This window comes from Streptomyces sp. NPDC014894 (genome assembly GCF_043080985.1).
Taxonomy (GTDB): domain Bacteria; phylum Actinomycetota; class Actinomycetes; order Streptomycetales; family Streptomycetaceae; genus Streptomyces.
In genome coordinates this window covers 8,053-34,115 of sequence record NZ_JBIBWD010000029.1, presented here as the reverse complement: position 1 = coordinate 34,115, position 26,063 = coordinate 8,053, and the positions used below count along the sequence as shown (strand labels likewise).

At 73.1% G+C, this 26,063-nt stretch carries 16 protein-coding genes; 10 read left to right on the top strand and 6 right to left on the bottom strand.

The window, feature by feature from the left end:
- On the top strand, positions 1-6,819 hold a 6,819-nt coding region (locus tag ACF089_RS35255), incomplete at its 5' end, for an SDR family NAD(P)-dependent oxidoreductase (RefSeq protein ID WP_392036131.1).
- Positions 6,820-7,154: 335 nt separating this feature from the next.
- On the opposite strand, the gene ACF089_RS35250 is transcribed toward ACF089_RS35255, so the two are convergent.
- On the bottom strand, positions 7,155-8,057 hold the full coding sequence (locus ACF089_RS35250; RefSeq protein ID WP_392036128.1) for an ACP S-malonyltransferase: 903 nt from the start codon (positions 8,055-8,057) through the stop codon (positions 7,155-7,157).
- A 605-nt stretch (positions 8,058-8,662) separates the two neighbouring features.
- Here ACF089_RS35250 and rfbD point away from each other — a divergent pair.
- From rfbD to ACF089_RS35220, 6 genes are all read left to right on the top strand, one after another.
- Positions 8,663-9,562 (top strand): dTDP-4-dehydrorhamnose reductase, encoded by a 900-nt coding sequence (gene rfbD, locus ACF089_RS35245; protein WP_392036125.1) that lies wholly within the window; start codon positions 8,663-8,665, stop codon positions 9,560-9,562.
- A gap of 3 nt (positions 9,563-9,565) precedes the next feature.
- On the top strand, positions 9,566-10,180 hold the full coding sequence (locus ACF089_RS35240; RefSeq protein ID WP_392036122.1) for a dTDP-4-dehydrorhamnose 3,5-epimerase family protein: 615 nt from the start codon (positions 9,566-9,568) through the stop codon (positions 10,178-10,180).
- The gene (locus ACF089_RS35235) at positions 10,177-11,244 is read left to right on the top strand and encodes a glucose-1-phosphate thymidylyltransferase (RefSeq protein WP_392036119.1); all 1,068 of its coding nucleotides are present in this window, start codon (positions 10,177-10,179) and stop codon (positions 11,242-11,244) included. Before ACF089_RS35240 ends, ACF089_RS35235 begins: the two co-directional genes overlap by 4 nt.
- On the top strand, positions 11,241-12,227 hold the full coding sequence (gene rfbB, locus ACF089_RS35230) for a dTDP-glucose 4,6-dehydratase (protein ID WP_392036116.1): 987 nt from the start codon (positions 11,241-11,243) through the stop codon (positions 12,225-12,227). Before ACF089_RS35235 ends, rfbB begins: the two co-directional genes overlap by 4 nt.
- Positions 12,224-12,868 carry a thioesterase II family protein gene (locus ACF089_RS35225; RefSeq protein WP_392036113.1) on the top strand — a complete coding sequence of 215 codons (645 nt, stop codon included), beginning with the start codon at positions 12,224-12,226 and terminating at the stop codon, positions 12,866-12,868. Before rfbB ends, ACF089_RS35225 begins: the two co-directional genes overlap by 4 nt.
- Before the next feature lie 254 nt (positions 12,869-13,122).
- The gene (locus ACF089_RS35220; protein ID WP_392036110.1) at positions 13,123-14,526 is read left to right on the top strand and encodes a class I adenylate-forming enzyme family protein; all 1,404 of its coding nucleotides are present in this window, start codon (positions 13,123-13,125) and stop codon (positions 14,524-14,526) included.
- Positions 14,527-14,652: 126 nt separating this feature from the next.
- Here the strand turns inward: ACF089_RS35220 and ACF089_RS35215 are convergent, their stop codons facing one another.
- The 4 genes from ACF089_RS35215 to ACF089_RS35200 form a co-directional block, all read right to left on the bottom strand.
- The gene (locus tag ACF089_RS35215) at positions 14,653-16,317 is read right to left on the bottom strand and encodes a flavin monoamine oxidase family protein (RefSeq protein WP_392036107.1); all 1,665 of its coding nucleotides are present in this window, start codon (positions 16,315-16,317) and stop codon (positions 14,653-14,655) included.
- 215 nt (positions 16,318-16,532) lie between these two features.
- Complete coding sequence (locus tag ACF089_RS35210) at positions 16,533-17,216, bottom strand: 4'-phosphopantetheinyl transferase (protein WP_392036104.1); 684 nt, start codon at positions 17,214-17,216, stop codon at positions 16,533-16,535.
- Positions 17,213-18,127 (bottom strand): metallophosphoesterase family protein, encoded by a 915-nt coding sequence (locus ACF089_RS35205; protein ID WP_392036101.1) that lies wholly within the window; start codon positions 18,125-18,127, stop codon positions 17,213-17,215. Before ACF089_RS35205 ends, ACF089_RS35210 begins: the two co-directional genes overlap by 4 nt.
- Positions 18,108-21,185, bottom strand: coding sequence for an AAA family ATPase (locus ACF089_RS35200; protein WP_392036098.1), 3,078 nt, complete (start codon positions 21,183-21,185; stop codon positions 18,108-18,110). The genes ACF089_RS35205 and ACF089_RS35200 overlap by 20 nt, the downstream gene beginning before the upstream one ends.
- 495 nt (positions 21,186-21,680) lie before the next feature.
- Here ACF089_RS35200 and speB point away from each other — a divergent pair, with 495 nt between their 5' ends.
- Entirely contained in the window at positions 21,681-22,691 is a 1,011-nt protein-coding gene (gene speB, locus ACF089_RS35195; protein WP_392036095.1) for an agmatinase, read from the top strand.
- Between the two features lie 246 nt (positions 22,692-22,937).
- Positions 22,938-24,191: a serine hydrolase domain-containing protein gene (locus ACF089_RS35190; protein WP_392036092.1), complete on the top strand. Its 1,254-nt coding sequence runs from the start codon at positions 22,938-22,940 to the stop codon at positions 24,189-24,191.
- A 64-nt stretch (positions 24,192-24,255) separates the two neighbouring features.
- Here ACF089_RS35190 and ACF089_RS35185 read toward each other — a convergent pair whose 3' ends face one another.
- Positions 24,256-24,879, bottom strand: coding sequence for a TetR family transcriptional regulator (locus ACF089_RS35185; RefSeq protein WP_392036089.1), 624 nt, complete (start codon positions 24,877-24,879; stop codon positions 24,256-24,258).
- Positions 24,880-24,960: 81 nt separating this feature from the next.
- Here ACF089_RS35185 and ACF089_RS35180 point away from each other — a divergent pair, with 81 nt between their 5' ends.
- Positions 24,961-25,896: an oxidoreductase gene (locus tag ACF089_RS35180; protein WP_392036087.1), complete on the top strand. Its 936-nt coding sequence runs from the start codon at positions 24,961-24,963 to the stop codon at positions 25,894-25,896.
- Positions 25,897-26,063: the final 167 nt, after the last annotated feature.

Genomic DNA, 26,063 nt, shown 5'->3' with positions numbered 1-26,063 from the left:
CTGCGGGCCCAGGCGTCCGGCGGCGGGCTGATCCCGCCGCTGCTGCGCGGACTCGTCCGCACCCCCGCCCGCCGCACCGCCCGCAGCGCCCCGGCGTCAGCGGGCAAACTCGCCCGAGCGCTGTCCGCGCTGGCGGCGGACGAGCGGCCCGCCGCCGTGCTCGACCTGGTCCGTACCGAGGTCGCCGCCGTTCTCGGCCTCGCCGGTCCGGAGGCCGTCGATCCGGCCCGTTCGTTCAACGAGGTCGGCTTCGATTCGCTGACCGCCGTCGAACTGCGGAACCGGCTCGGTACGGCGACCGGCGTACGGCTGCCCGCGACCCTCGTCTTCGACTACCCCACCCCGGCCGTCCTCGCCGACCACCTCGGCTCCGAACTGCTCGGCGGACCGGAGGCCGACACCACGGCGGTCGCCGTCGCCGCACGGAACGACGAGCCGATCGCGATCGTGGCGATGGCCTGCCGCTTCCCCGGCGACATCCGCTCCCCGGAGGATCTGTGGCAGGCCGTCCTGGCAGGCCGGGACGCCATCACCGACATGCCGGACGACCGCGGCTGGGACGTCGAAGCGCTCTTCGACCCCGACCCCGACCGGCCGGGCACCAGCTACAGCAGGGCCGGCGGCTTCCTCCACGACGCCCACCACTTCGACCCCACCTTCTTCGGGATCTCGCCGCGCGAGGCGCTCGCCACCGACCCGCAGCAGCGGCTGCTCCTCGAAACGACCTGGGAGGCGTTCGAGCGCGCGGGCATCGACCCCGCGACCGTACGCGGCAGCCGGACCGGGGTCTTCGCCGGAGTCATGTACAACGACTACGGCACGCTGCTGCACCGCGCGCCCGAGGGCCTCGAAGGCTATATGGGCACCTCCAGCTCGGGCAGCGTCGCCTCCGGCCGGGTCTCGTACGCCTTCGGTCTGGAGGGTCCGGCGGTCACCGTCGACACCGCCTGCTCGTCGTCGCTGGTCACACTGCATCTGGCGGCACAGGCGCTGCGCAGTGGCGAGTGCGATCTCGCGCTCGCCGGCGGTGTGACGGTCATGGCCACGCCCGGGACCTTCGTCGCGTTCAGCCGCCAGCGCGGACTGGCGGGCGACGGCCGCTGCAAGCCGTTCGCCGCAGCGGCCGACGGTACGGCGTGGGGCGAGGGCGTCGGCATGCTCCTGGTGGAGCGGTTGTCGGACGCGCGGGCGAAGGGGCATCCGGTCTTGGCGGTGGTGCGTGGTTCGGCGGTGAATCAGGATGGTGCGAGCAATGGTCTGACGGCTCCGAACGGTCCGTCGCAGCAGCGGGTGATTCGTCAGGCGCTGGCGAACGCGGGTGTGTCGGCCGGTGAGGTCGATGTGGTGGAGGCGCACGGTACGGGTACGTCGTTGGGTGATCCGATCGAGGCGCAGGCGCTGTTGGCGACGTACGGTCGGGAGCGGTCGGCGGGTCGGCCGTTGCTGTTGGGTTCGGTGAAGTCGAACTTCGGTCATACGCAGGCGGCTGCCGGTGTGGCGGGTGTGATCAAGATGGTGGAGGCGATGCGGCACGGGGTGGTGCCGAGGACGCTGCATGTGGATGAGCCGACGCCGCATGTCGACTGGTCGGCGGGTGCGGTCTCGCTGGTGACGGAGGCGGTGGAGTGGCCGGATACCGGCCGTCCGCGCCGGGCCGCCGTATCGTCCTTCGGCATCAGCGGCACCAACGCGCACACCATCATCGAACAGGTCCCGCAGCCCGAGCCGACGCCCGAAACGCGGCCGGCGGTGACCGATCCGGCTCCGCTGCCGTACGTCCTCTCCGGCAAGACCGCCGAGGCGCTGCGCGGCCAGGCCGCGCGACTCCGAGCCCATCTGTCGGACACGGCGGACACGGCGGACACGGCGGACACGGCCGGTCTCGACCTCGCCTACTCGCTGACCGCCCATAGGGCCGCGTTCGACCACCGCGCGGTGGTCGTGGCGGACGACCGGGACGAGCTGCTGCACGGTCTGACCGCGCTGATCGAGGAGGGCGCGCGGGCGGGACTGACGCACGGCACGGTGAGTTCCGGGAAGCTGGCGTTCCTGTTCACGGGGCAGGGGAGTCAGCGGCCGGGGATGGGGGCTGAGCTGTATGAGGCGTATCCGGTGTTCGCTTCCGCCTTGGACGAGGTGTGTGAGGGCTTCGATCTGCCGTTGAAGGAAGCGCTGTTCTCTTCGGAGAGCGGTGCTCTCGATGAGACGTCGTACACGCAGCCGGCCCTGTTCGCGGTCGAGGTGGCGCTGTTCCGGCTGTTCGAAGCGTGGGGTGTACGCCCGGACTTCGTGTCGGGTCACTCGATCGGTGAGATCGCGGCCGCCCATGTCGCCGGGGTGCTTACTCTCCAGGACGCCTGCACGCTGGTCGCCGCGCGCGGACGGCTCATGCAGGCCCTCCCGGCCGGTGGCGTGATGATCGCCGTCCAGGCCGCCGAGGACGAGATCCTTCCGCTGCTCACCGACCGGGTGAGCATCGCCGCGATCAACGGCCCCCGGTCGGTCGTCATCGCAGGTGACGAGGACGCGGCTCTCGCGGTCCTCGCCCACTTCGCCGATCGCAAGACCAAGCGCCTCACCGTCAGCCACGCCTTCCACTCGCCCCACATGGACGGCATGCTCGACGCCTTCCGCCAGGTCGCCGAGGGTCTCTCGTACGAGACGCCCCGCATCCCGGTGGTCTCCAACCTCACCGGCGGGCTCGTCACCGACGAGATGTCGTCGCCCGACTTCTGGGTCCGGCACGTCCGCGAGGCCGTCCGCTTCCTGGACGGCGTCCGCGCCCTGGAGACCGCAGGCGTCACCTCGTACGTCGAACTCGGCCCGGACGGAATCCTCTCCGCCCTCGCCCAGGAGTGCGTCACCGAGCCCGCCGCCTTCGTCCCCGTACTCCGCGCCGGCCGCCCCGAGGCCGGAACGGCCGTCACCGCGCTCGCCCGGGCGCAGGTGCACGGCACCGCCGTCGACTGGGAGGCGTACTACGCCGGGACCGGCGCGCGGCGCGTCGAGCTGCCGACGTACGCCTTCCAGCACGAGCGCTACTGGATCGACGTGCCGACGGCTCCGGTCGGCGATGTGGCATCCGCCGGGATCGAGGCCGCCGCGCACCCGCTGCTCGGGGCGGACGTCGAACTGCCGGACTCCGAAGGGGCGCTGTTCACCGGGCGGCTGTCGCTCCAGACGCACCCCTGGCTCGCCGATCACGCGGTCGCCGGCACGGTGCTGCTCCCCGGGACGGCCTTCGTGGAGCTGGCGCTGCACGTCGGCAGGCGGATCGGCGCTCCGATGCTGGACGAACTCACGCTGGAGGCGCCCATGGTGCTGCCCGAGCGTGGCGCGCTGCAGCTGCGGCTCTCGGTGGCCGCGCCGGACGAGACGGGGCGGCGCACGCTCCAGGTGCACTCCCGCCCCGAACGCTCGGAGTACTCCGGATCCGACGGGTTCGACGGATCCGACGGGCCCGACGAGGGCCGGGACGCGCCGTGGACGCGGCACGCCGGCGGTGTGCTCGGCACGGCGGAGGCCCCGGTCGCCGCCGCCCTGGACGTCTGGCCGCCGACGGGCGCGGAGCCGCTCGACGCGGCCGGACTGTACGAGCGGTTCGCGGCCGGCGGTTTCGCGTACGGTCCGGCGTTCCGCAATCTGCGCGCGGCCTGGCGGCGCGGCGACGAGCTGTTCGCCGAACTGCGGCTCCCGAAGGGCCCGCACGCGCGGGCCGCCGAGTACGGGGTGCACCCGGCGCTGCTGGACGCGGGGCTGCACGGCATCGCGCTCGGCTCGTTCCTCGCCGCCGGGAACGGGGGCGGCGCGGACGCGCTGATCCGGCTGCCGTTCTCCTTCAGCGGGGTCGCCCTGCACTCCCTCGGCGCGGGCTCGCTGCGGGTGCGGCTCGCCCCCGCCGGGACGGACGCCGTCTCCCTCACGGCCTTCGACGAGCAGGGCGCGCCCGTGCTGTCGGTGGAGTCGCTGCTGCTGCGCGCGCTGGATCCGGCGCGGCTGCGGTCGACGCGGCCCGTGTTCCACGAGTCGCTGTTCCGGCTGGAATGGTCCGCGCAGCCCCTCGTGCCGTCCGCGGGCTCGGGCGGCCGCTGCGCCGTCGTCGGAGCGGACGCCCTGGGGCTGGAGGAGACGCTGCGCGAGGCGGGAGTCACCGCCGATGTGTACGCGGATCTCGCCGCGCTCGGCGGTGTGGTGGCGGCGGGCAAACCCCTGCCGGACACCGTGCTGGTCTCCCTGGCCCCGGACGGCGGCGCGGACACGGCGGAGGCCGTACGGCGCGCCGCCCACGGCGCGCTGGAGCTGGTGAAGAGCTGGCTGGCGGAAGAGGCCCTGGCCGGGGCCCGGCTGACCGTGGTCACCCGGGGCGCGGTCGAGGCCCGGCCGGGCGAGGGGGTGCCGGACCTGGCGCACGCCGCCGTGTGGGGCCTGCTGCGGTCCGCGCAGTCGGAGAACCCGGGTCGGCTGGCGCTGCTCGACCTCGGCTACGACAAGAGCGTCATCGGCCTTAGTGCCTATGACACGGACGCGGGTGCGGGCGGCGGCCAGGACGACGACGCCCGTCGCCGGTCGGCGCTCGCCCCGCTGCTCGCCGCCGCCGTGGCGAGCGAGGAGCCCCAGCTCGCCGTACGCGACGGAGAGCTGCGCGCGGCCAGGCTGGCCCGGGTTCCGGCCGCGCCGGACACCGGACCGGAGGGCGGACCTGAGGCCGGACCGCACACCGGACCCGACGGCGGACCTGAGGCCGGACCGGACCGTGCCGGGACGACCCCGGACGGCGAGAGCGCCGTCCCCCCGTCGTCCTTCGATCCCGAAGGCACCGTCCTCATCACCGGCGGCACCGGCGCGCTCGGCAGCCTGCTGGCCCGCCATCTGGTCGCCGAGCGCGGCGTGCGGCATCTGCTGCTGACCAGCCGGCGCGGGCCCGACGCCGAAGGCGCGGCGGAGCTGGTCGCCGAACTCGCCGCGCTGGGCGCGCGGACGACGGTCGCGGCCTGTGACGCGGCCGACCGGGAGGCGCTGGCCGCGCTGCTGGGCGCCGTACCGCCGGACCGACCGCTCACCGCCGTCGTGCACACGGCGGGACGTCTCGACGACGGGCTCCTGCCGTCGCTGACCCCGGAGCGGATCGACACGGTCCTGCGGCCCAAGGCCGAGGCCGCGCTGCATCTGCACGAGCTGACCCAGGGGCTGGACCTGTCCGCGTTCATCCTGTTCTCCTCGGCGGCCGGCACCCTCGGCAACCCCGGACAGGCCAACTACGCGGCCGCCAACGCCGTACTCGACGCCCTCGCCCAGCAGCGGCGGGCGACCGGACTGCCCGCCGTGTCGCTGGCCTGGGGGCTGTGGGAGCAGCGCAGCGCGATGACCGGCGAACTGAGCGACGCGGACGTCCAGCGGATGGCGCGGGCCGGTCTCGCCCCGCTCCCGTCCGCCGAGGGGCTGGCCCTCTTCGACACGGCGTGCGCGCTCGCCACGACCGAGCCCGCCGAGTCGGCGGACGGCGTCTTCGTCGCGATGCGGCTGGACACCGCGCCGCTGCGCGCCCAGGCCGACGCCGGAGCGCTTCCGGCGGTCTTCCGCGGGCTGGTGCGCGGGGGGCCGCGCGGGGCGGCGGCGCGACCGGCCGCGAGCGAGGCGGCCACGGCCGCCGCGCGGCGGCTCGCGGGACTGTCCGGGCTGCCGGAGGACGAGCAGGAGCGGGTGCTGCTCGACGTGGTCCGCACCCGGGTCGCCGCGGTGCTCGCCTATCCGTCGCCGGAGGCGGTGGGGGAGTCCCGGGAGTTCCTCGAACTGGGGCTGGACTCGCTGACCGCCGTCGAGCTGCGGAATCAGCTGGCCGCCGCGACCGGTCTGCGGCTGCCCGCCACTCTGCTCTTCGACCACCCGACCCCGGCCCTGGTCGCCCGCGTACTGCGCGCCGAACTCGCCGACGCCGGCGGCGCCGACGGCGCTGCCCGGGCGTCCGACGGGCCGGCGGGCGGCGGCGAGGAGTCCGACGGGGTCTTCGGTGCGATGCTCAGGGAGGCCGGGGCGCAGGGCGCGTCCGGTCAGTTCATGGAGCTGTTGATGGGGGCCTCGCGGTTCCGCCCGTCGTTCTCCTCGGCGGCCGAGCTGCGCAAGGCGCCCGGCCTGGTGCGGCTGGCCCGGGGCGAGAGCGGTCCGGGGCTGGTCTGCTTCTCGTCGATCCTGTCGATCTCGGGCCCGCACCAGTACGCGCGGTTCGCCGCCGCCTTCCGCGGCCGGCGCGAGGTCCGGGCCATGGCCGCGCCCGGCTTCCTGCGCGGCGAGCAGCTGCCCGCGAGCGCCGAGGCCGTCGTCGAGGCCCAGGCCGAGGCGGTGCTGCGGTACGCGGACGGCGCGCCGTTCGTTCTGCTCGGGCACTCCTCGGGCGGCATGCTCGCCCACGCGGTGGCCGGGCGGCTGGAGAGCGCGGGGGTGTTCCCCGATGCGGTGGTGATGATCGACATCTATTCGCACGACGACGACGCGATCATCGGCATTCAGCCGGGTCTCTCCGAGGGGATGGACGACCGGCAGGACAGCTATGTGCCGGTCGACGACGCGCGGCTGCTGGCGATGGGCGCGTACTTCCGGCTCTTCGGCGGCTGGAAGCCGGCGGCCGTGAAGACGCCGACGCTGCTGGTGCGGGCCGGTGAGCGGTTCTTCGACTGGTCGCGGTCCTCGGACGGCGACTGGCGGTCCTACTGGGACGCGGAGCACACGGCCGTGGATGTGCCGGGCAATCACTTCACCATGATGGAGGAGCACGCCCCGACGACCGCGCGCGCGGTGGAGGAGTGGCTCGAAGCCCGGCGCTGAACGGGCCCGGTCCCGGCGGGGAGCGGGCCGGCCGGGACCCGCTCCGCGCGGGTCCCGCGCCCGCCGGGAGCGGTGCGCCGGGAGCGGTGCGCCGAGCCGGACCTCGCGCCGGTCGGGCGGACCTCGCGCCGGTCGGGCGGACCCCGCGCCGGTCGGGCCGGGCGCGCCCCGCCGGCCCGACCCGCCGTCCGATACGAGCCCGGGCCCGTCCAGCGGACGGGGGGCCCGGGCCCGCCCGACACGGGCCCGTCGCCCGGCCCCGCCGAACCGGCCCCGCCGTTCGTACGCGTCGGCCGTCCGCCCCGGTCGTACGCGTCCGCCCCGCCCGGATCCCGTCAGCGGGTGCGCCGCTCCCGCTCCCGCGCCCGCTTCTTCGGCAGGCCGACGGTGACGACCTCGAAGCTGTCCTTGGTGAGGTCGAGCCGGTGGAAGAGATTGTCGGGTCCGGTCACGCACACGGTGCCGACGCCGAGGTCCGCGAGGGTGTGCACCACCCTCGGCCAGTGGATCGGCCGGTCGAAGGTGTCGAGCATCATGGTGCGCATCCCGGCGGCGTCCCGGACGACGGCGCCGTCCTGGTCGGCGACGACGGGCAGGGCGGGATCGGCCAGTTCGTACCGGGCGAAGACCTCCTCCTCGGCCTTGCGGCGCAGGGCGGAGAAGGCCGCCGCGTGCACGGGGGGCCGCATCGAGTACATGGAGTAGCCGCCCGCCGCGCTGATGCTCGCCTTGAGCCCGTCGAGATCGCGCTCCCGCACCGACAGCATGTGGAAGCCCGCGTCGAGCCGGCCGGAGAGGTCGTACCAGTCGCCGCGTTCGTCGAAACCGGCCAGGATCTCGTCCAGCCGCTCCTGCGGGGTGCGGACGAAGGAGTGGGTGACGACATCCTGGTACTCCGCGGCGAAGAACTCCTCCTCGCAGCGGGCGAGTTCGGCGGTGAGGCGCACCACATCGGCGAAGGGGAGGGAGCCGGTGAAGGCGGCGGCGGCCTTCTGGCCGAAGCTCGGTCCGGTGCAGACGTCGGGGGAGACGCCGAGGGTGTCCACCGCGCGGTCGGCCATCGCCATGGAGTTCACCAGGAAGGCGATCTGCGAATGGACCGAATAGTCCTCCTCGGCGGTGCGGAACCGGTCGAACACCGAATGGCCGAGCGCTTCGTCGGCCTCCGCGAGCCGCCTCCGCGCATAGGGATCGAGAACGAGGAACTTTCCGACCTCCGAGAATGCGGACGGACCCATGCCCGGGAAAACAATCGCGGTCCCGGTACGCTCACCGGGACCGGCGGAAGTGGCTGACCCGGGAGAATCGGGCGCGGGAATCTGCTCGGAATTGGTCATGATCCGTGAATACCTTTGCTTCCGGGATTGCTCCGGCAGCCGCCTGCCGGTGTCGCTGACGAGAAAAAGCCCTGTGTCGGGCCGCTTCGCGGGTGCGCGCGGTCGGACACAAGGCCGAAGGTAGGGGTGGTCGGGCGGGTGCGCGACGACGGCGGACCCGGCCTCATCACCCCGTGATGGCGTCCGGTCGGGCGATGGGGCGGAAACAGGGAGCAGAAGTCGTGCGGATCCTGTCTAGCACGCAGTGCGGCATACCGGCTCCAATGCCCGGGAAGCCAGGGGGCGGCCGATGTGCGATAGGGGGGATTAGGGGTTTTCCCGGAAGGCCGTCGGCCGACTTCCCGGGGTGGCGCAAAACCCTTTCCCGGGGCGGGTGTTGCGATTGCGCCGAGCATGCCCATAACATCTGACGCGTGATCGTGCCGAATTGTAATTCGCAAGAGAATGAAGTGTCGGCGGGTCGACCGCCCGAGGCTTTTCCGGCCGATTCCGGGACGCTGCGCTGGATGGTGATCGGAGCGACCGGCACGCTCGGCCGCGAGGTGGCCGCCCAGCTCGCCGCCCGGGGCGCCGACACGGTGCGGACCGGCAGCGCCGATCTCGACCTCACCGACGCGCGGGCCGTCGCCTCCGCCGTCGCCGACCGCCGCCCGGACGTCGTCGTCAACTGCGCCGCCTGGACGGCCGTCGATCTGGCCGAGACCGAGGAGAGCGAGGCCCGGCGGGTCAACGGCGAGGGCCCGGCCCATCTCGCCCGCGCCTGCGCCGCCGCCGGCGGCAGGCTCCTCCATGTCTCCACCGACTATGTCTTCGGCGGCGGCCCGGCCGACTCGGGCCGCCCCTACGCCGAGGACGCCGAGCCCGGCCCGCGCACCGCCTACGGACGCACCAAACTGGAGGGCGAGCGCGCCGTGCTGACCGCCCTCCCGGGCAGCGCCGCCGTGGTGCGCACCGCCTGGCTGTACGGCCGGGGGGAGGGCGGCTTCGTCCACACCATGGCCGCGCTGGCCCGGGAGCCCGGCCGTACCGTCGAGGTCGTCGACGACCAGCACGGGCAGCCCAGCTGGGCCCCCGACGTCGCCGCCCGGATCATCGCGCTCGGCGCGCTGCCGGCGGCGCGCGCGCACGGCGTCTTCCACGCCACCGGGGCCGGGCGCACCACCTGGCACGCACTGGCCCGCGAGGTCTTCTCGCTGACCGGAGCCGATCCGGACCGGGTGCGCGCCATCGACAGCTCCCGGCTGCGGCGGGCCGCGCCCCGCCCGGCGTGGAGCGTGCTGGGCCACGCCCGGTGGGCCGCCGCGGGGCTCCCCGCGATGCGCCACTGGCGGACGGCCCTGGCCGAGGCCCTTACCGGCGTCTCCCATCCACCCACCGCGCACTCCGCCGAACCGAAAGGCCTGTGAAGGGTGAAACCCCTGTCGACCGAGGGCGCCTGGCTCTATGAGCCGATGCTCCACACCGACGACCGCGGCTCCTTCCTGGAGGCCTTCCAGCGCGAGGCGTTCCAGCTCGCCACCGGCCGCCGCCTGGAACTCGCCCAGGTCAACTGCTCCGTGTCCCGCCGGGGCGTCATCCGGGGCGTGCACTTCGCCGATCTGCCGCCCGGCCAGGCCAAATACGTCACCTGCGTCCGCGGCGCGGTCCGCGATGTGATCGTGGACCTGCGCCCCGGCTCGCCCACCTACCGGGCCTGGGAGGCGGTCGACCTCGACGACCGCAACCGGCGGGCGGTGTTCCTCTGCGAGGGGCTCGGCCACGCCTTCCAGGCCGTCACCGACGATGCGACTGTCATGTATCTGACCACGTCCGGCTATGACCCGGCGCGCGAGCACGGCGTCGACCCGCTCGACCCCGAACTGGGCATCGCCTGGCTCCCGGACACCGAACCGCTGCTCTCCGCCAAGGACGCCTCGGCGCCCACCGTCGCCGAGGCCGAGGACAAGGGCCTGCTCCCCGCGTACGAGGACTGCGTGCGGTATCTGTCCTCGCTCACCGACCCCTTCAGCGAGGAGACCCCGTGAAGGCACTCGTCCTGGCGGGGGGATCCGGCACCCGCCTGCGCCCCCTGACCCACACCTCGGCCAAACAGCTCGTACCCGTGGCCAACAAGCCCATCCTCTTCTACGTCCTCGAAGGCATCGCCGACGCGGGCGTCACCGATGTCGGCATCGTCGTCGGCGACACCGCCGAGGAGATCAGGGCCGCCGTCGGCGACGGCTCCCGCTTCGGCATCAGCGTCACCTACATCCCCCAGCACCAGCCGCTCGGCCTCGCCCACGCGGTGCGCGTCGCCCGCGACTGGCTCGGCGACGACGACTTCGTGATGTATCTCGGCGACAACTTCCTCCTCGGCGGGATCAACGCCCAGCTGGAGGAGTTCCGCGGCAAGCGCCCGGCCGCCCAGATCATGCTCACCAAGGTCGCCGACCCCAGCGCGTTCGGCGTCGCGACCCTGGACGCGACGGGCCGGGTCCGCGCGCTGGAGGAGAAGCCCGCGTTCCCCCGGAGCGATCTGGCCCTGGTCGGCGTCTACTTCTTCACCCCCGCCGTGCACGAGGCCGTCGACGCCATCCGCCCCTCCGCCCGCGGCGAACTGGAGATCACCGACGCGATCCAGTGGCTGCTCGACCGCGGGCTGACCGTCTCCTCCTCCACCGTCGACGGCTACTGGAAGGACACCGGCAACGCCACCGACATGCTGGAGGTCAACCGCTCGGTCCTGGAGTCCCTGACCCCGTACTGCGCGGGCTCCGCCGACGAGGCCAGCGAACTCGTCGGCCGGGTCGTCGTCGAGAAGGGCGCGCGGATCATCCGCTCCCGGATCGTCGGACCCGCCGTCATCGGCCACGGCACCCGGGTCGAGGGCTCCTACATCGGCCCCTTCACCTCCGTCGGGGAGGACTGCACGGTCGTCGACAGCGAGATCGAGTACTCCATCGTGCTGGCCGGCACCGCCATCGACGGCGTCCGCCGTATCGAGGCCTCCATGATCGGCCGTCAGGTGCAGGTCACCCCCGCGCCCCGTTCCCCCCAGGCCCACCGCCTGATCCTCGGCGACCACAGCAAGGTACAGATCCGATCGTGAACATCCTGATCACCGGAGGGGCCGGCTTCATCGGCTCCCATCTCGTCCGCACCGTCCTCGGCCCCGGCCGACCGCTCGGCGACGACGTCCGCGTCACCGTCCTGGACAGCCTCACCTACGCGGGCGACCTCACCGGCCTCGCCCCCGTCGAGAAGGAGCCGGGATTCGCCTTCGTCCACGGGGACATCACCGACGCACCCCTGGTGAACCGGCTCATGGCCGCCCATGACGCCGTCGTCCACCTGGCCGCCGAATCGCACGTCGACCGGTCGATCGAGGGCGCCGACGCCTTCGTCCGCACCAATGTCGTCGGCACCCACACCCTGCTGGAGGCCGCGCTCCGCCACGGCGCCGGCCCCTTCGTGCACGTGTCGACCGACGAGGTGTACGGATCGGTCCCGGCCGGCTCCTCCGTCGAGACCGACCCGCTCGACCCCAGCTCCCCCTACTCGGCCTCCAAGGCCTCCAGCGACCTGCTCGCCCTCGCCCACCACCGCACCCACGGCCTGGACGTACGCGTCACCCGCTGCTCCAACAACTACGGCCCCCACCAGTACCCGGAGAAGGTGATCCCCCTCTTCGTCACGCGGCTGCTGGCCGGCGGGACCGTCCCGCTCTACGGCGACGGCTCCCACGTCCGCGACTGGCTGCACGTCGACGACCACTGCCGCGGGCTGCTCGCCGTGCTGACCGGCGGCCGGCCCGGCGAGACGTACAACATCGGCGGCGGCACCGAGCTGACCAACGAGGAGCTGACCGGACTGCTGCTGGAGGCGTGCGGCGCGGGCTGGGACCGGGTCGAGCGGGTCGCCGACCGCAAGGGCCACGACCGCCGCTACTCGGTGGACTGGACGAAGATCCGCACCGAACTCGGCTACACCCCCCGGCGCGACTTCGCCGAGGGCCTGGCCGAGACCGTCGACTGGTACCGCGCCCGCCGGCCCTCGCGCACCGCGCCCGAGCCGGGGCTGTCGGCCGTATGACCTATGAGTGCCCCCCGCACTCCGCCGGGGAGACCACCCCCGACGACGTCGGCCTGATCCAGATCCGGCAGCCCTCGGTGCCCAGCAGCTACCGCATGATCTGCTTCCCGAGCCGCCGGAACTCCTCCACCGAGTACCTCGCCATGTCGGAGCTGCTGCTGCCCACCGTGGAGCTGCTCGTCCTGCGCTACCCCGAACCCACTGCCGACGAGGGCCACCGGCCCGAGGACCGCACCGAACTCGTCGACAAGATCTTCACCGCCCTCCGGGAGTGGTCGGACCTCCCCCTCGCCCTCTTCGGCCACCGCCTCGGCGCCGAACTCGCCTACGAGGTCGCCCAGCGGCTCGAACGCGAGACCGGCACGGCGCCGCTGACCCTCTTCGTCTCCGGCCGCACCGGACCCTGCCACCGGGGCCCCCTCGGACCGCCCGCCCTCAACTGCCGCGTCGTCGCCCTGGCCGGCCACCACGACCCGCGCGCCCCGCTGACCGGCGTACGGGACTGGCGGCGCTCCACCGCCGGCCGCTTCGACCTGGAGATCTTCCCCGGCACCCGCGGCTACCTCGGCTCGCACCGCCGCGAAGTCGTCAACCTCGTCCACGACCAGCTGATCTCCCTCTGCGGAGCCGAACCGGACTGACCGCCCCCGCACCGGCCGCCGCCCGAAGCGGGGGGCCTAGGGGCAGGACAGGGGTGTCAGCCCCTTCCCCCCGCTGCCTAGCGTGCCCTGTGGAGACCCGCGCCCACGGGACGGGACCGGCCGGACCTCCCCACCCCGCGCAGCTCGCGCATCCCGCGATCCACCCCTGAACGGGCCCGGACCCGCCGTCCGCCCGGCGGCCACGCCGCCGGCTCCGGTCACGTTCGCCCCAGAGGAAGGACAGAGTGCGACCGATGACCGCGATGATCTATGCAGCCGACTCGGTACGGCCCGTCGACGAGTTCGAGCAGGACGCCCTCCGGATCGCCGAAGCGCTCCGCGAACGCGGCGTCCACCCCGGCGACCGGGTCATGCTCAAGGCCGGCAACTCCGCCGCGTACGTCTGCGTGCTGTACGCCCTGATGCACGTGGGGACCTCCATCGTCCTCGTCGACCAGCAGGAGCATGTGGAGGAGACCCGCCGGATCGCCCTGCGCACCGGCGTCAAGGCCACCTTCGTCGACGACGAGACCCCGATCGACCACGAGGCCGACCCCGTCCACCTCTACGAACTCCTCGTCGCCGCCGCCGGACGCCCGCCCGTCGACGGCACGCTCTCCTTCGACGCCTGGGAGGAGCTGCCCGACGGCCTCATCATGTGGACCTCCGGCTCCACCGGCTCCCCCAAGGGCGTGGTGAAGTCCGGCCGCTCCTTCCTGCGCAATCTGCGGCGCAACGCCGAACAGGTCGGCCACCGGCCCGACGACGTCCTCATGCCGCTGCTGCCCTTCCCGCACCAGTACGGCCTCTCCATGGTGCTCATCGCCCAGCTCACCCGCTGCTCCCTGGTCATCGCCCCCTACCGCCGCCTCGACCGGGCGCTGCGCATGGCCCACGACTGCGGGGTCACCGTCATCGACGCCACCCCCTCCAGCTACCGCAGCATCCTCAGCCTGGCCACCAGAAAACCGGCCCTGCGCGCCCATCTCGCCGCCACCCGGATGTTCTGCGTCGGCGCCGCGCCGCTCGACGCGCCGCTCGTGGACTCCTACGTCCAGGAGTTCGGGCTGCCGCTGCTGGACAGCTACGGCTCGACCGAACTGGGCAACATCTCCTTCGCCACCCTCGACAACCCCGTCTCCTGCGGCCGCGCCATGGACGGCATCCGGATCCGGATCGTCGACGAGGACGGCCGGCCGGCGCCCGCCGGGCAGCCCGGCGAGATCGAGGTCGACACCCCCGACGCCCTCGAAGGGCAGATCGCCGACGACGGATCCATCGTGCCCGCCGCCTCCGGCCCGCAGCTCACCGGCGACCTCGGCCAGTTGGACGCGGAGGGCAATCTCCATGTCCTGGGCCGTAAGTTCGCGGTCCACCGCATGGGATACACGCTCTACCCCGAACTCATCGAACGGAAGGTCGCCGAGGCCGGCTGCCCCACCCGCATCGTGCCCCTCCCCGATCAGCTCCGCGGCTCCCAGCTGGTCTTCTTCGTGGAGGACGAGGAGCTGCGGGACTCGGCCCACTGGCGCGAGCGGCTGTGCGCGCTGCTGCCCGCCTACGAACAGCCCAACCGGGTCGTCGTGCTGGAGCGGTTCCCGCTCAACCGCAACGGCAAGCCCGACAAGAAGCAGCTGACCCGGATGGCCGCCGAGTAGCGGCCCGCCCCGGCGGCGCTCCCCCGTGGCGGGGGGAGCGCCGCCGCCCGGACCCGCCGGGCCTCAGGAGTCGTACGGCGCCTCGGGCTCCGTACGACGCCTCGGGCTTCGTACGGCTGCGGCGCCTCAGCCGTCGTACGGCAGCTCCACCGGGGCCAGCGCCTCGAAGAGATCGCCCGGACCGGGATTCTCCGGATGCGTCGCCCCGCCCAGCCGGTCCAGCACCCCCCACACCGCGTTCAGCGCCGTCGTCACCGCGCCCTCCGCGAAACCCGCCGTCCACGACACATCGTCGCCGCACAGGAAGAACCCGCGCTCGGCCTCGGGCAGCCCGCGCTGCATGAACTGGGTGAACAGCCGCCGCTGATAGCGGTACTGTCCCGGCAGGTTCGACTTGAACGCGCCCATGAAGTGCGGCTCGTTCTCCCAGGTGATCGCCAGCGGACCGGCGATCACCCGGGAGCGGACGTCCACCCCCGGATAGATCGCGCCCAGCTGCTCCAGCAGCAGATCCAGCCGCTCCTGGGCGCTCAGCGTCGCCATCTTCGCCGAATCGTCGTTCCAGGTGTACGACAGGCACATCACCCCGGGCCGGTCCGGCCCGTCGTCGAAGAGATACACCCCGCGCGGCATCCGGTCGGTGAGCGTCATGCTCATCGCCGGACGGCCCGTACGCGGATCCGTCTCGTGCCAGAACGGCCGGTCGACGAGGACGAAGAGCTTGGAGGCGCCCATGTAGTGGGTGCGCTCCACCGCCGTCCACAGCGGCGCGGACAGCAGCGCGGGATCGCACGCCACCCGGTTCAGCAGCGTCCACACATGCGGCGTGTACACCACCGAGGCGAACCGCTCCCGCCGCCCGTCGGCGTCGGTGACCAGGAAGCCGTCCCCGTCCCGGGCGACGGCCCGCACCCCCGGCCTCGGCCCGCCGCCGTGCAGCCCGGCCAGCGAGGTGCCCGCCGGCCAGTGCGCCGGCCGCTCCGGCCGGTGCTCCCACAGCCCGCGCGGCAGCCGCTGGGAGCCGCCGGAGACGGCGACATGATGGTCGTCCGCCTCCGTGTAGACCACCCGCAGAATCTCCAGCAGCGAATTGGGGAAGTCGGTGTCCCAGCCCCCCGTCCCGAACCCGACCTGCCCGAAGATCTCCCGGTGGCGGAAGGACTGGAACGACGAACTGGTCGCCAGAAAGCCGTAGAAGGACTGATCGTCGAACTCCCGGACCAGCCGGTTCCATATCTGCTTCAGCGTGTCGACGTCCCGCCGCTGGATGGCGTCCCGCACCGTCGTCAGCTCGGCCCGCTCCCGCAACGCCTTCTCCCAGGCGGCGGCGACCTCCTGATAGACGTCCGGCAGCCCGTCCGCCGTCCGCGCGGTGTGCCGCTCACCGCCCAGATCGATCAGCGTGCTCGGGGTGCACGCCGCCAGCGGATTGGGAAACGGCGTGGTCGGCAGCGCCAGCAGATCGATGTAGTGGAAGAGCGAGCGCGCCGAGCGCGGAAAGCGCATCGCCCCCATCTCCGCCACACACTCCGGCCGCCCCGGAAACGGCACCGAACGCATCCGGCCGCCCAGCTGCTCCGCCTCGAACACCACCGGGCGCAGCCCCAGCCGCATCAGCTCGTACGCGGCGGTCATCCCGGCCATCCCGCCGCCGACCACCGCCACCGGCGTCCCGGCCCGCTCCGGCGGCAGCGTGCCGAGACCCGCCGGATGGCCGAGCCAGCCGTCGTAGGAGAACGGGAAATCCGGCACCAGCATGGTGATGGGGTCCGGGCCGGCTGACGTCAGCATGAATACCTCTCGGGCCGATTCGACATCGTTTCCAGGGAAACCGGAGACATTCCGCGTGGAGCCGGAAAACACGGCGTCGAGACGGACCCCGGGAGACGGGGTCTCGCAGTGGCCGATACGCAGTCCTGCCGGTCAATCCACGCTAGGGATCGGGCCGTCGCCCGAACAACCCCTAGCCACCCTGGTAACCGACCGTGCCGCGTCGGCCTACGGGGTCACCGCCCGGCCGCCGGGAGCGCGATCACGGTCACGACGATGCCCCGGTCCGAGAGCCAGCGGCCGGTGAATTCCTCCACCGGCCGGCCGTCGGGGCCGCGCTCGGGACGGAGAATACGCGCCGTGAAAGCACCCCTCGGCGCTTCGTTGGGACCGCTCTCCTCCCGGAAGGAGAGAAGCGCCTCGTCGAAATCCAATTCCGTGCCCATCAGCGGATACCAGGTCTTGTAGACCGCCTCCTTCGCGCTGAACAGCAGCCGGTCCCGGGACACCCGCCCCCCGGGGCCCGCCGAGCGCGCCCAGGCCAGCTCGGCCGGCAGCGCGATCGACTCCAGCACCCCCTCGGGCAGCGGCAGATCGGGCTCGGCGTCGATCCCGATGCCCGCCAGATCCGTCTCCCGGGCCAGCACCGCCGCCCGGTACCCCGCGCAGTGCGTCATGCTGCCGACCACCCCGGACGGCCACCGAGGCGCGTTGCGCCTCCCCGGCAGCACGGGGGAGGGCGGCAGCCCCAAGGCCGCCAGGGCCCGCCGGGCGCACGCCCGGACGGTGGCGAACTCCTCCCGGCGGATCTCCACGGCCCGGGCCACCAGCGCCGCCTCCTCCGGGAAGAGCGAAGCGGAACCGTCCGGCCCGAAAGCCTCGCCGACAGCCGCCTCCCCGGGCAGCAGAACCTCGATCACGACCGTGCCTCCGAACCGCTCTCCGGCCCCTCGGGGACGTACGGCAGGATCTGCCGCAGCAGGCCCCGGGGATGGCCGCGCCGCCGCCACTCGCGCGGATAGCCGATCGACACCTCCTCGAACCGCACCCCGTCGTACCAGGTGGTCCGGGGGATGTGGAGATGTCCGTACACCACGGCCGCCGTGGTGAACCTGCGGTGCCAGTCGGCGGTCAGCACCGTGCCGCACCACTGGGCGAACTCCGGGTGCCACAGCACATCGGTGGGCTCCCGCACCAGCGGCCAGTGGTTCACCAGCACCAGCGGCACCGCCGGATCGTGCTCGACCAGCCGCCGCCGGGACTCCGCCACCCGCGCCCGGCACCAGTCGTCGCGGGTCCGGTACGGATCGGGGTGCAGCAGGAACTCGTCCGTGCACACCACCCCCGCCTCGTGCGCCCTGGCCAGCGACTCCTCCTTGGTCGACGTGCCCGCCACCCGGAACGTGTAGTCGTACAGCAGGAAGAGGGGAGCGATCGCGACCGGACCGCCCGGCCCCCGCCACACCGGCCAGGGATCCTCGGGAGTGACCACGCCCAGCCCCCGGCACAGCTCCACCAGATGCCGGTAGCGCTCCTCGCCGCGCAGCTGCACCGCGTCCTCGCGCGGCGTCCACAGCTCATGGTTGCCCGGCGTCCAGATCACCTTGGCGAACCGGCCGGCCAGCAGCCGCAGCGCCCACTCGATGTCCTCGGTCATCTCCCCGACGTCCCCGGCCACGATCAGCCAGTCGTCGGGATGGGACGGACGCAGCGACTCCGTGATGGGACGGTTGTCGGGCATGCCGATATGCAGATCGCTCACCGCGAGCAGCCGGGGACCGGCAGCCGGGGACGCGTCGGGGGCGGCGGAGTCAGGCGGTGTGGGCGACATCGGTATCCAAACTGACGGGCAGATCCTGGCGGTGGGTTATGTTGATCTTCCGGTAGACCCGGGTCAGATGCTGTTCCACGGTACTGATCGTGATGAAGAGCCTCGCACTGATCTCCCGGTTGGTGTACCCCTGCGCGGCCAGCGCCGCCACCTTGCGCTCCGCGTCCGTCAGCGTCGACGCGGGACCCGACCGCTCCCGGACGTCCGCGCGCGACGGCCCCGAACGCGAGACCCCGCCCGTCCGGGCCGGCGACGCCGAAGAGCCCTGCTGACGCGGACGGCACAGCTCCCGGGCCCCGCAGCCCTCGGCGATCCGCCACGCCCTGCGGGTGTGCAGCTTGCTCTGCGCCCCCTCGCCCAACTCCTTGTACGCCTGCCCCAGATCGGTGAGCGCCCGCGCCAGCCCGTACCAGTCGCCCTCCTCCTGGAGCAGCGACACGGCCTCGCCCAGCAGCGCCGGGCGCTCCTCCAGCGGACCCGCCGCCGCCAGCACCCGCGACGCCATCCCCCGCACCCGGGGGCCGGCGTCCGCCGCGAGCTGCTCCCGGGCGAACCGCTCCGCGCGGGAGCGGTCGCCGAGCGCGAGCCAGCTCTCCGCGACACCGACCCGCCACGGCACCAGACTCGAACGGTCCATGTTCCACCGCCGCATCAGCTCACCGCAGGCCATGAAATCGGTCAGCGCCGCGTAGGGGCGGCCGGTCGCCAGCTGATGACGGCCCCGCGCGTACCGGTAGTGCAGTCCGTACCGGGTCATGAACATGGCCTCGGGCACGGGACGGTCCACCAGCTCCGCGGCCGCCTCGTGATCGCCCATCGCGGTCCGCGCCTCGACGAGCGCCGCCAGCGGCATCCCGATCGCCACCCCCCAGCCGTGCGGCGGCAGATGCTCCAGCGAACGCTCGGCCAGCCGCCGGGCCTCCGCCAGCCTGCCCCGGCGCAGCGACACATGCGCCCGCGTCACCACCAGCACCGCGGTCCACCCCGGAGCCTCCTGCTCGGTGGCCTCCGCCACCAGCCGGTCGGCCCACCGGGTCGCCCGGTCCAGCCGGTCCGCGTACATCAGCGACAGCAGACCCGCCCACATCCCGACGACGGTCCCGTCCGTCACCCTCGTACCGGCGAGCAGCCGTTCGACGCTCTCGATGAACTCCGCGTCCACCGTGCTCCGCTCCCCGGCGCCGTCGCCGCCGCTCAACACCCCGTACAGCGCGGCGGTCCCGGCGAGCGCGCCCTCGTCCGGCGCCCGGCGGGCGCCGCCGCCCGGGGCCGGGAAGCCGCCCATCCCCTCCAGCACCGCCGGATACGTGCCCGAGAGAATCAGCCACAGCCGGCGCAGCTCCCGGGCGACAGCGGCGTCGGGGGAGTCCGGCAGCACCTCGGCGACCTGGCGGATCGCGGTGGCCGCGTCGTCCACCCAGCCGTTCCACAGCAGATCGCCCACCAGCCGCAGGGTGTCCGCGGGCGGCAGCTGGCCCGTCCGCATCGCACCGGTCAGCGACCGCAGCTGCTGCGCCCACGCGGAGGGCTTGACCCGGCAGAGGAACCCGGCCAGGATCGCCCGGATCCGCACCCGGTCCGCCTCGTCGCGGCAGCAGGACTCGGCGGTGCGCAGACAGCGCACCGCGAAGGCCGTCCGCTGGGTGGCGAGCGCCGCGTGCGCGGCCTCGGTCAGCACCTCGGGCACCCATGGCTCGTGGGGCGCGGCCGACTCGTGGCCGAGCAGCTGACCCGCCACCAGCAGGGGCGCGGCCCCGTCCTCGTACAGCAGCCGGGCCGCGCGCCGCCGCAGCCTGGCCACCGCGTCGTCGGAGAGGCTCTCCACCACGGCCGTGCGCACACCGTCGTGCCGGAAGCGGGTCCCGGCCAGGACGCCGGCCTCGCCGAGCGCGGTCACCACCCGCCGTACGGCCGGCTCCTCGATCTCCATCAGCCGCGCGAGCAGCGACAGCGAACCGGCGCTCCCCAGCAGGGCGATGCCCTGGGCGACCTTCGGGCCGTCCGCGCCGGCGCGGTGTACGCAGATCAGCGCGCTGTGCAGAAATCGCTCGCCCGCCCGGGGCGCGCCGCCGTCGCTCTCGCCGCCGCCCGGACCGGAGCCCCGGTCGGGCAGGGCCAGCGGATCGGCCGCCGCGAGATGCGAACCGGTCTCCCGCTCCGCCGCCGGCTGTCGCAGCCGGGCGAGATCGTCCTCCAGGAGCGCCCGGACGAGCAGCGGATTCCCCCCGGTCGCCGCGTGCAGCGACACGGCCCGCGAGCTGTCCGACGCGGGCCGCGTACCGTCCGGCACGCGTCCCGAACCGTCCGGGACGGGCCGCGAACCGTCCGACGCGGGCCGTGAGCCGTCCGGTACGTCCCGGTCCGCCACGTCCTCCGCCGCGCCCTCCGCCGAACCGTCCCCGGCGCGTTCCATGAGCAGCCGGCCCACCCCCTCGACGGTCAGCGGGCTCAGCCGGAGGTGTAATCCCCCGGCCTGGTGGAGCAGCTCCTCCAGGCCGCGCGGCGGCTCCGCGCCCGCGTCGGGCCCCCGTGTCACCACCAGCGAGAGCGCGGCGGTCCCCGGCGCGGGGAACCGGCGGAGCGCCTGGGCGAGACAGCGCAGCGACTGCGGATCGGCGTACTGCGCGTCATCGACCGCGATCAGCACCGGACCTCGCGCGCGCAGCGCGGCGAGCCGGTCCTGGAAGACGCCGGGGAGATCGCCGGACGCGGGCTCGGCCGCCGCCCGGTACGCCGCCGGGCCGGGGCGGACCGCCGGCCCTTCCTGCCCGGCCTGCGCCTCCCGCCCGGGCCGGTCCTCCGGCTGCGGCGCGGCGCGCAGCAACTGCTCCACCACACCGAACGGAATCGACTGCTCCGCGGGGGAGGCGAGGGCGCTGAGGAGCCGTGGGCCCCGATCGCCCGTCTCCTCCAGCACCCGGTGCAGCAGCGCGGTCTTTCCCGAGGCCACCGGCCCGCTGATCACGGCCGTCCGGCCGGGGCCGGAAGGAGTGCCGGAGACGACTTCGGAAATGAATGAGGTGAGTCGTCCAATATGTTCGTCCCGCTCAACCAGCACGGTCGCCAAACCCCCCGATGCGATGTGAAATGACGCACAACAGGTGCGATCCGCACACCGATGCGCCACTCTCCCCGTTTCCGCGCATACGGAAGGGCTGTCAACTGCCCCTGGCACGCGGGTCGATACGGCGCGCTCACTCCTGGGCACACCGCGCCCCGGCCCTTCCCGTCCGGCGGATCCGCTCGAACTGTACCAACGACTCGCGGACCGAATGTGTTCCCCTCGTTACAGGATCCGCCCATGCGATTCGCGGTCAAAGGAGGCGAATGGGCGATTGATTACCCCCTGCTGCAAAAGGCTGCTCCCGCGTACTTCCGGTAGGGGTGATTGCACCGCGACTAGGGGTGGATGGTGGTGGAAACTTTCTTCTGGGGTTCGTTTGAATGGGTCGGTACGGGTATCCGCGGCCCATGGACTGCGGAAGAGCCCGGGACAGCCGGCGCCCCTGGCGCCGACCCCGTCCGGTCGGCGCACCGGGCCGCAGTACCCCGCATGGAAGGCATTGAACGCATCGTGACCGCTCATCCCAGCTCGGTGTCCCCACCCCTGCCACCGACGGAGACCGACCGGACGCTGCACTTCGCGGGCCCCGCCACCTTCGGCCGCACCCCCAGGCTCGATCAGGTGGACAAGGCGGACATCGCTGTGGTCGGAGTCCCGTTCGACAGCGGGACGACCTATCGGCCCGGCGCCCGCTTCGGCGCCAACGCCATCCGCGAGGCGTCCCGCACCCTGCGCCCGTACAACCCCGCGCAGGACGTCTACCCGTTCCACTACAGCCAGGTCGCGGACGCCGGAGACATCAGCGCCAACCCCTTCGACCTCGACGAGGCGATGGAGACGATCGAGGCCGCCGCCGCCGAACTCCTGGGCGCCGGGGCCCGGCTGATGACCCTGGGCGGCGACCACACCATCGCGCTCCCGCTGCTGCGCGCCGTGGCACGCGAGCACGGCCCGGTCGCCGTACTGCACTTCGACGCCCATCTGGACACCTGGGACGACTACTTCGGCCAGCGGTACACCCATGGGATGCCCTTCCGCCGTGCCGTGGAGGAGGGCCTCCTCGACACCTCCGCCCTCTCGCACGTCGGCACGCGCGGCCCGATCTACGGCAAGCGCGACCTGGACGAGGACGCCAAGCTGGGCTTCGGCATCGTCACCTCCGCCGATGTGATGCGGCGCGGGGTGGACGAGGTGGTTCAGCAGCTGCGCGAGCGCATCGGGAACCGCCCGCTCTACATCTCCGTCGACATCGACGTGCTCGACCCGGCGCACGCGCCCGGCACCGGCACCCCCGAGGCCGGCGGCCTCACCTCCCGCGAGCTGCTGGAGATCCTGCGCGGGCTGGCCGACTGCCGGCTGGTCTCCGCCGACGTGGTGGAGGTGGCCCCGGCGTACGACCACGCCGACATCACCGCGGTCGCCGCCTCCCACACCGCGTACGAGCTGGTCGGGATCATGTCGAAGCAGATCGCCCCGGTCCGCTGGCGCGGGGGCGGCTGATCGCGTAGGCGATCCACGGGCTGGTGCCGGTGCCGGTGGGCCGGCGCGGGTGAGGATGCGCGCGGGCGCCGGCCGGGTCCGGGCCGGTTGCCGGTCCGATCCGGGCCGGCGCCCGGCGGCGGAGGAGCGGCGGCCCGGCGGTGTGGTGCGGGACGCCCCGCACGGCGGCGTCCCGGCCGTCGTGCGGAGCCGCCGGAGCGGGCCTAGCCTGAGGTGGAATGCCGTCCTCGATGGCAGGAGGCTGCCGTGGGATGCTCACCGTCGCGTCTGCGCCGGGCGGCCGTCGCCCTGGCCGCGGCCGGACTGCTCGTCGTACCTGTCTCGGCGGGAGGGGCGTACGGCGTCCCCGCCACGGCGCCGGTCCTCACGGCCGCCGCCCCCTCGCCGGACGGCGGCTTCCCCGAACTCGACCCCGCCGTCGCGGCCCGACTGGACGACGCGATCCGGCGCGTCATGGACGAGGCGAAGGTCCCCGGGGTCATCGTCGGACTCTCGGCCCCCGGCAAGGGCGACTACGTCCGGGCCTTCGGCGTCGCGGACAAGACCGATGAAGCGCCCATGACGGCGGATCTGAACATGCGGATCGGCAGCGAGACCAAGACCTTCACGGTCACCGCCCTGCTCGAACTCGTCGACCGGGGGGAGATCGGACTCGACGATCCGATCGGCGACTACATCGACGGCGTGCCCAACGGCGACCGCATCACCCTGCGCGATCTCGCCGGCATGCGCAGCGGGCTGTTCAACTACTCGATGGACGACGACTTCTTCAAGGCCCTGACCTCGGACCCCGATCGTCCCTTCACCCCGCAGGAGCTGCTCGACTACTCCTTCAAGCACCCGGTCCAGTTCCAGCCCGGCGCGGAGTTCGACTACAGCAACACCAATCTGATCCTGCTGGGCCTGGTGGTGGAGAAGATCGGCGGACTGCCGCTCAACGAGTTCATCGAGCAGAACGTGCTGGAGCCGGCGGGGCTGCACAACACCCTCTTCCCGACCGGAGCCGAGTTCCCCGCCCCGCACGCCCACGGCTACACCGACCAGACCGCCACCGGCGAGACCGAGGACGCCACCGACTGGAACCCGTCCTGGGGCTGGGCCGCCGGGGCGATGATCTCGGATCTGCCCGATCTGCGCAGCTGGGCGCGGACGCTGGCGACCGGCACGCTGCTGACTCCGAAGACCCAGGCCGAGCGCCTCAAGACGGGTCCCACCGCCATTCCGGGCGCGGGCTATGGACTGGGCATCTTCAATGTGCAGGGCTGGATCGGCCACAACGGCTCACTGCCGGGCTACGAGACCCTCACCATCTATCTCCCCGAGGAGCGGGCGACCCTGGTCGTCCTCCTCAACACGGACATCCTGCACGACAAGGCCGAGCCCAGCACCCTCTTCGGCCAGGCGATCACCGAGATCGTCACCCCCGACCATGTGTTCAATCTGCCGGTACCGGTCGCGAGTCCGTCCTCCCCGACGCCCCGGAGCACCGGCCCCTCCTGAGCGCACCGGCCATTCCTCGGCGGGGCGGCCTCTCCCGAGCGGGACGGAGCGGCCTGACCAGCCGTCAGAGAGTCGCGCCCCGGGGGACGGCGTCCAGCGCCGGGGCGATGACGGCGAAGGCCCGGTCGGTCAGGGCGGCCGGATCGTCGGTGCCGTCGCTGTCGCTCCACCGCTGGAGCACGGTGTCGAAGGCGGCCAGCGCCGTGCCGGCGGCGAGCTGCGGATACAGCTCGGTCGCGGGGTCGAGGTCCAGCCGGCGGGCCACCTCGGCCGCCAGCTCGTCGCGCCACTGCGCCTGGCGCTCCAGGAAGCGGGCGAGCAGCGCGGGCGTGCCCAGGATCAGCTGCACCACGCGCAGCGCCTGATCGGCATGGCCCGCGCAGGCGTCGATGGAGATCCGGACGGTGTGGCGCAGCGCCACGGAGGGCGGTTCGTCCCGGGGGCGGGAGGCCAGCTCCGCGCGCATGTCGGTGCCCATCTCGGACAGGAACTGGACGACCACGTCCTCCTTGGACGCGAAGTAGCGGAAGAACGTCCGCTTGGACACACCGGCGGCGGCCACGATCTCGTCGACCGTGACCGCGTCGAAGCCCTTGCGGGCCAGCAGATTCAGGGCGGCCCCGGTCAGCTCGTCCAGCACGAGCTGACGTTTGCGCTGGGCCAGGCTCAGTTCAGGGCGAGTAGTCACCCCTCCATCGTATACGTCATGCCATGGATGGCATCAAGGCGCTACTTGACACTCGATGCCACATGGGGCAGCTTGTGTCGCATGATGAGTCAGCAGTCCTGGACCGCCGGGCAGATTCCGGACCAGACCGAGCGGGTGTTCGTCGTCACCGGAGCCAACAGCGGCCTCGGCCTGGCCACCACCCGGGCGCTCGCCCGCAAGGGCGCGCACGTGATCCTCGCCGTACGCGACGAGGACAAGGGGCGGCGGGCGGTCGCCGGGATCACCGCCGACCAGCCGGACGCCCGGCTCGAAGTGCGCCGTCTCGACCTGGCCGATCTGGACTCGGTCCGCGCCTTCGCCGACCGGCTGCGGTCCGACCACGCGCGTCTGGACGTGCTCGTCAACAACGCCGGTGTGATGGCCCCGCCCCGGACGCTCAGCGCACAGGGTCACGAGCTCCAGTTCGCGGCCAACCATCTCGGCCACTTCGCCCTCACCGGCCTGCTGGTCGACCAGCTCGCGGCCGGAACCAATCCCCGGGTGATTACGGTGAGTTCCACCAACCACCGGCAGGGGCGCATCTTCTTCGACGATCTCTCCGGCGAGCGCAAGTACTCGCCCATGGGCTTCTACAACCAGTCGAAGTTCGCCAACGCCGTCTTCGGCTGGGAGCTGCACCGGCGGCTGACCGCGGCCGGCAGCCCGGTGCGCAGTGTGCTCGCCCACCCCGGCTACACCTCCACCAACCTCCAGACCAGTTCGCCGGTCGGCATGGTGAAGCTGCTGTTCGGCAGCATCCTCAAGCCGCTCGCCCAGTCCCCGGAGCAGGGCGCGCTGTCGCAGCTGTACGCGGCGACCGCTCCGGGCGTGGAGAGCGGACAGTTCATCGGGCCGGACGGCATGGGCGAACTGCGCGGCGCGCCCAAGCGGGTCCAGTTGGCCCCGTCGGCCGCCGACACCGAGACCGGCCGCCGGCTGTGGGAGCTTTCGGAGCGGCTGACCTCCGTCCAGTACGCGTTCCCGGCCGCCGCCTGAGCCCCCGGGACCCGGGGGCCTCGTGCCCCACGGGTCCGGAGGTCGCCGCGGGGGGGGTGGGGGGGGGGCCCCGCCCCAACCCCCCCCCGCGGGGTGACCCCGGGGGGGGGGCCAGGGGCCCCCCCCAATAGGGCAAGGGCAATAAGCCCCGGCCCGGGGAAGTGGAA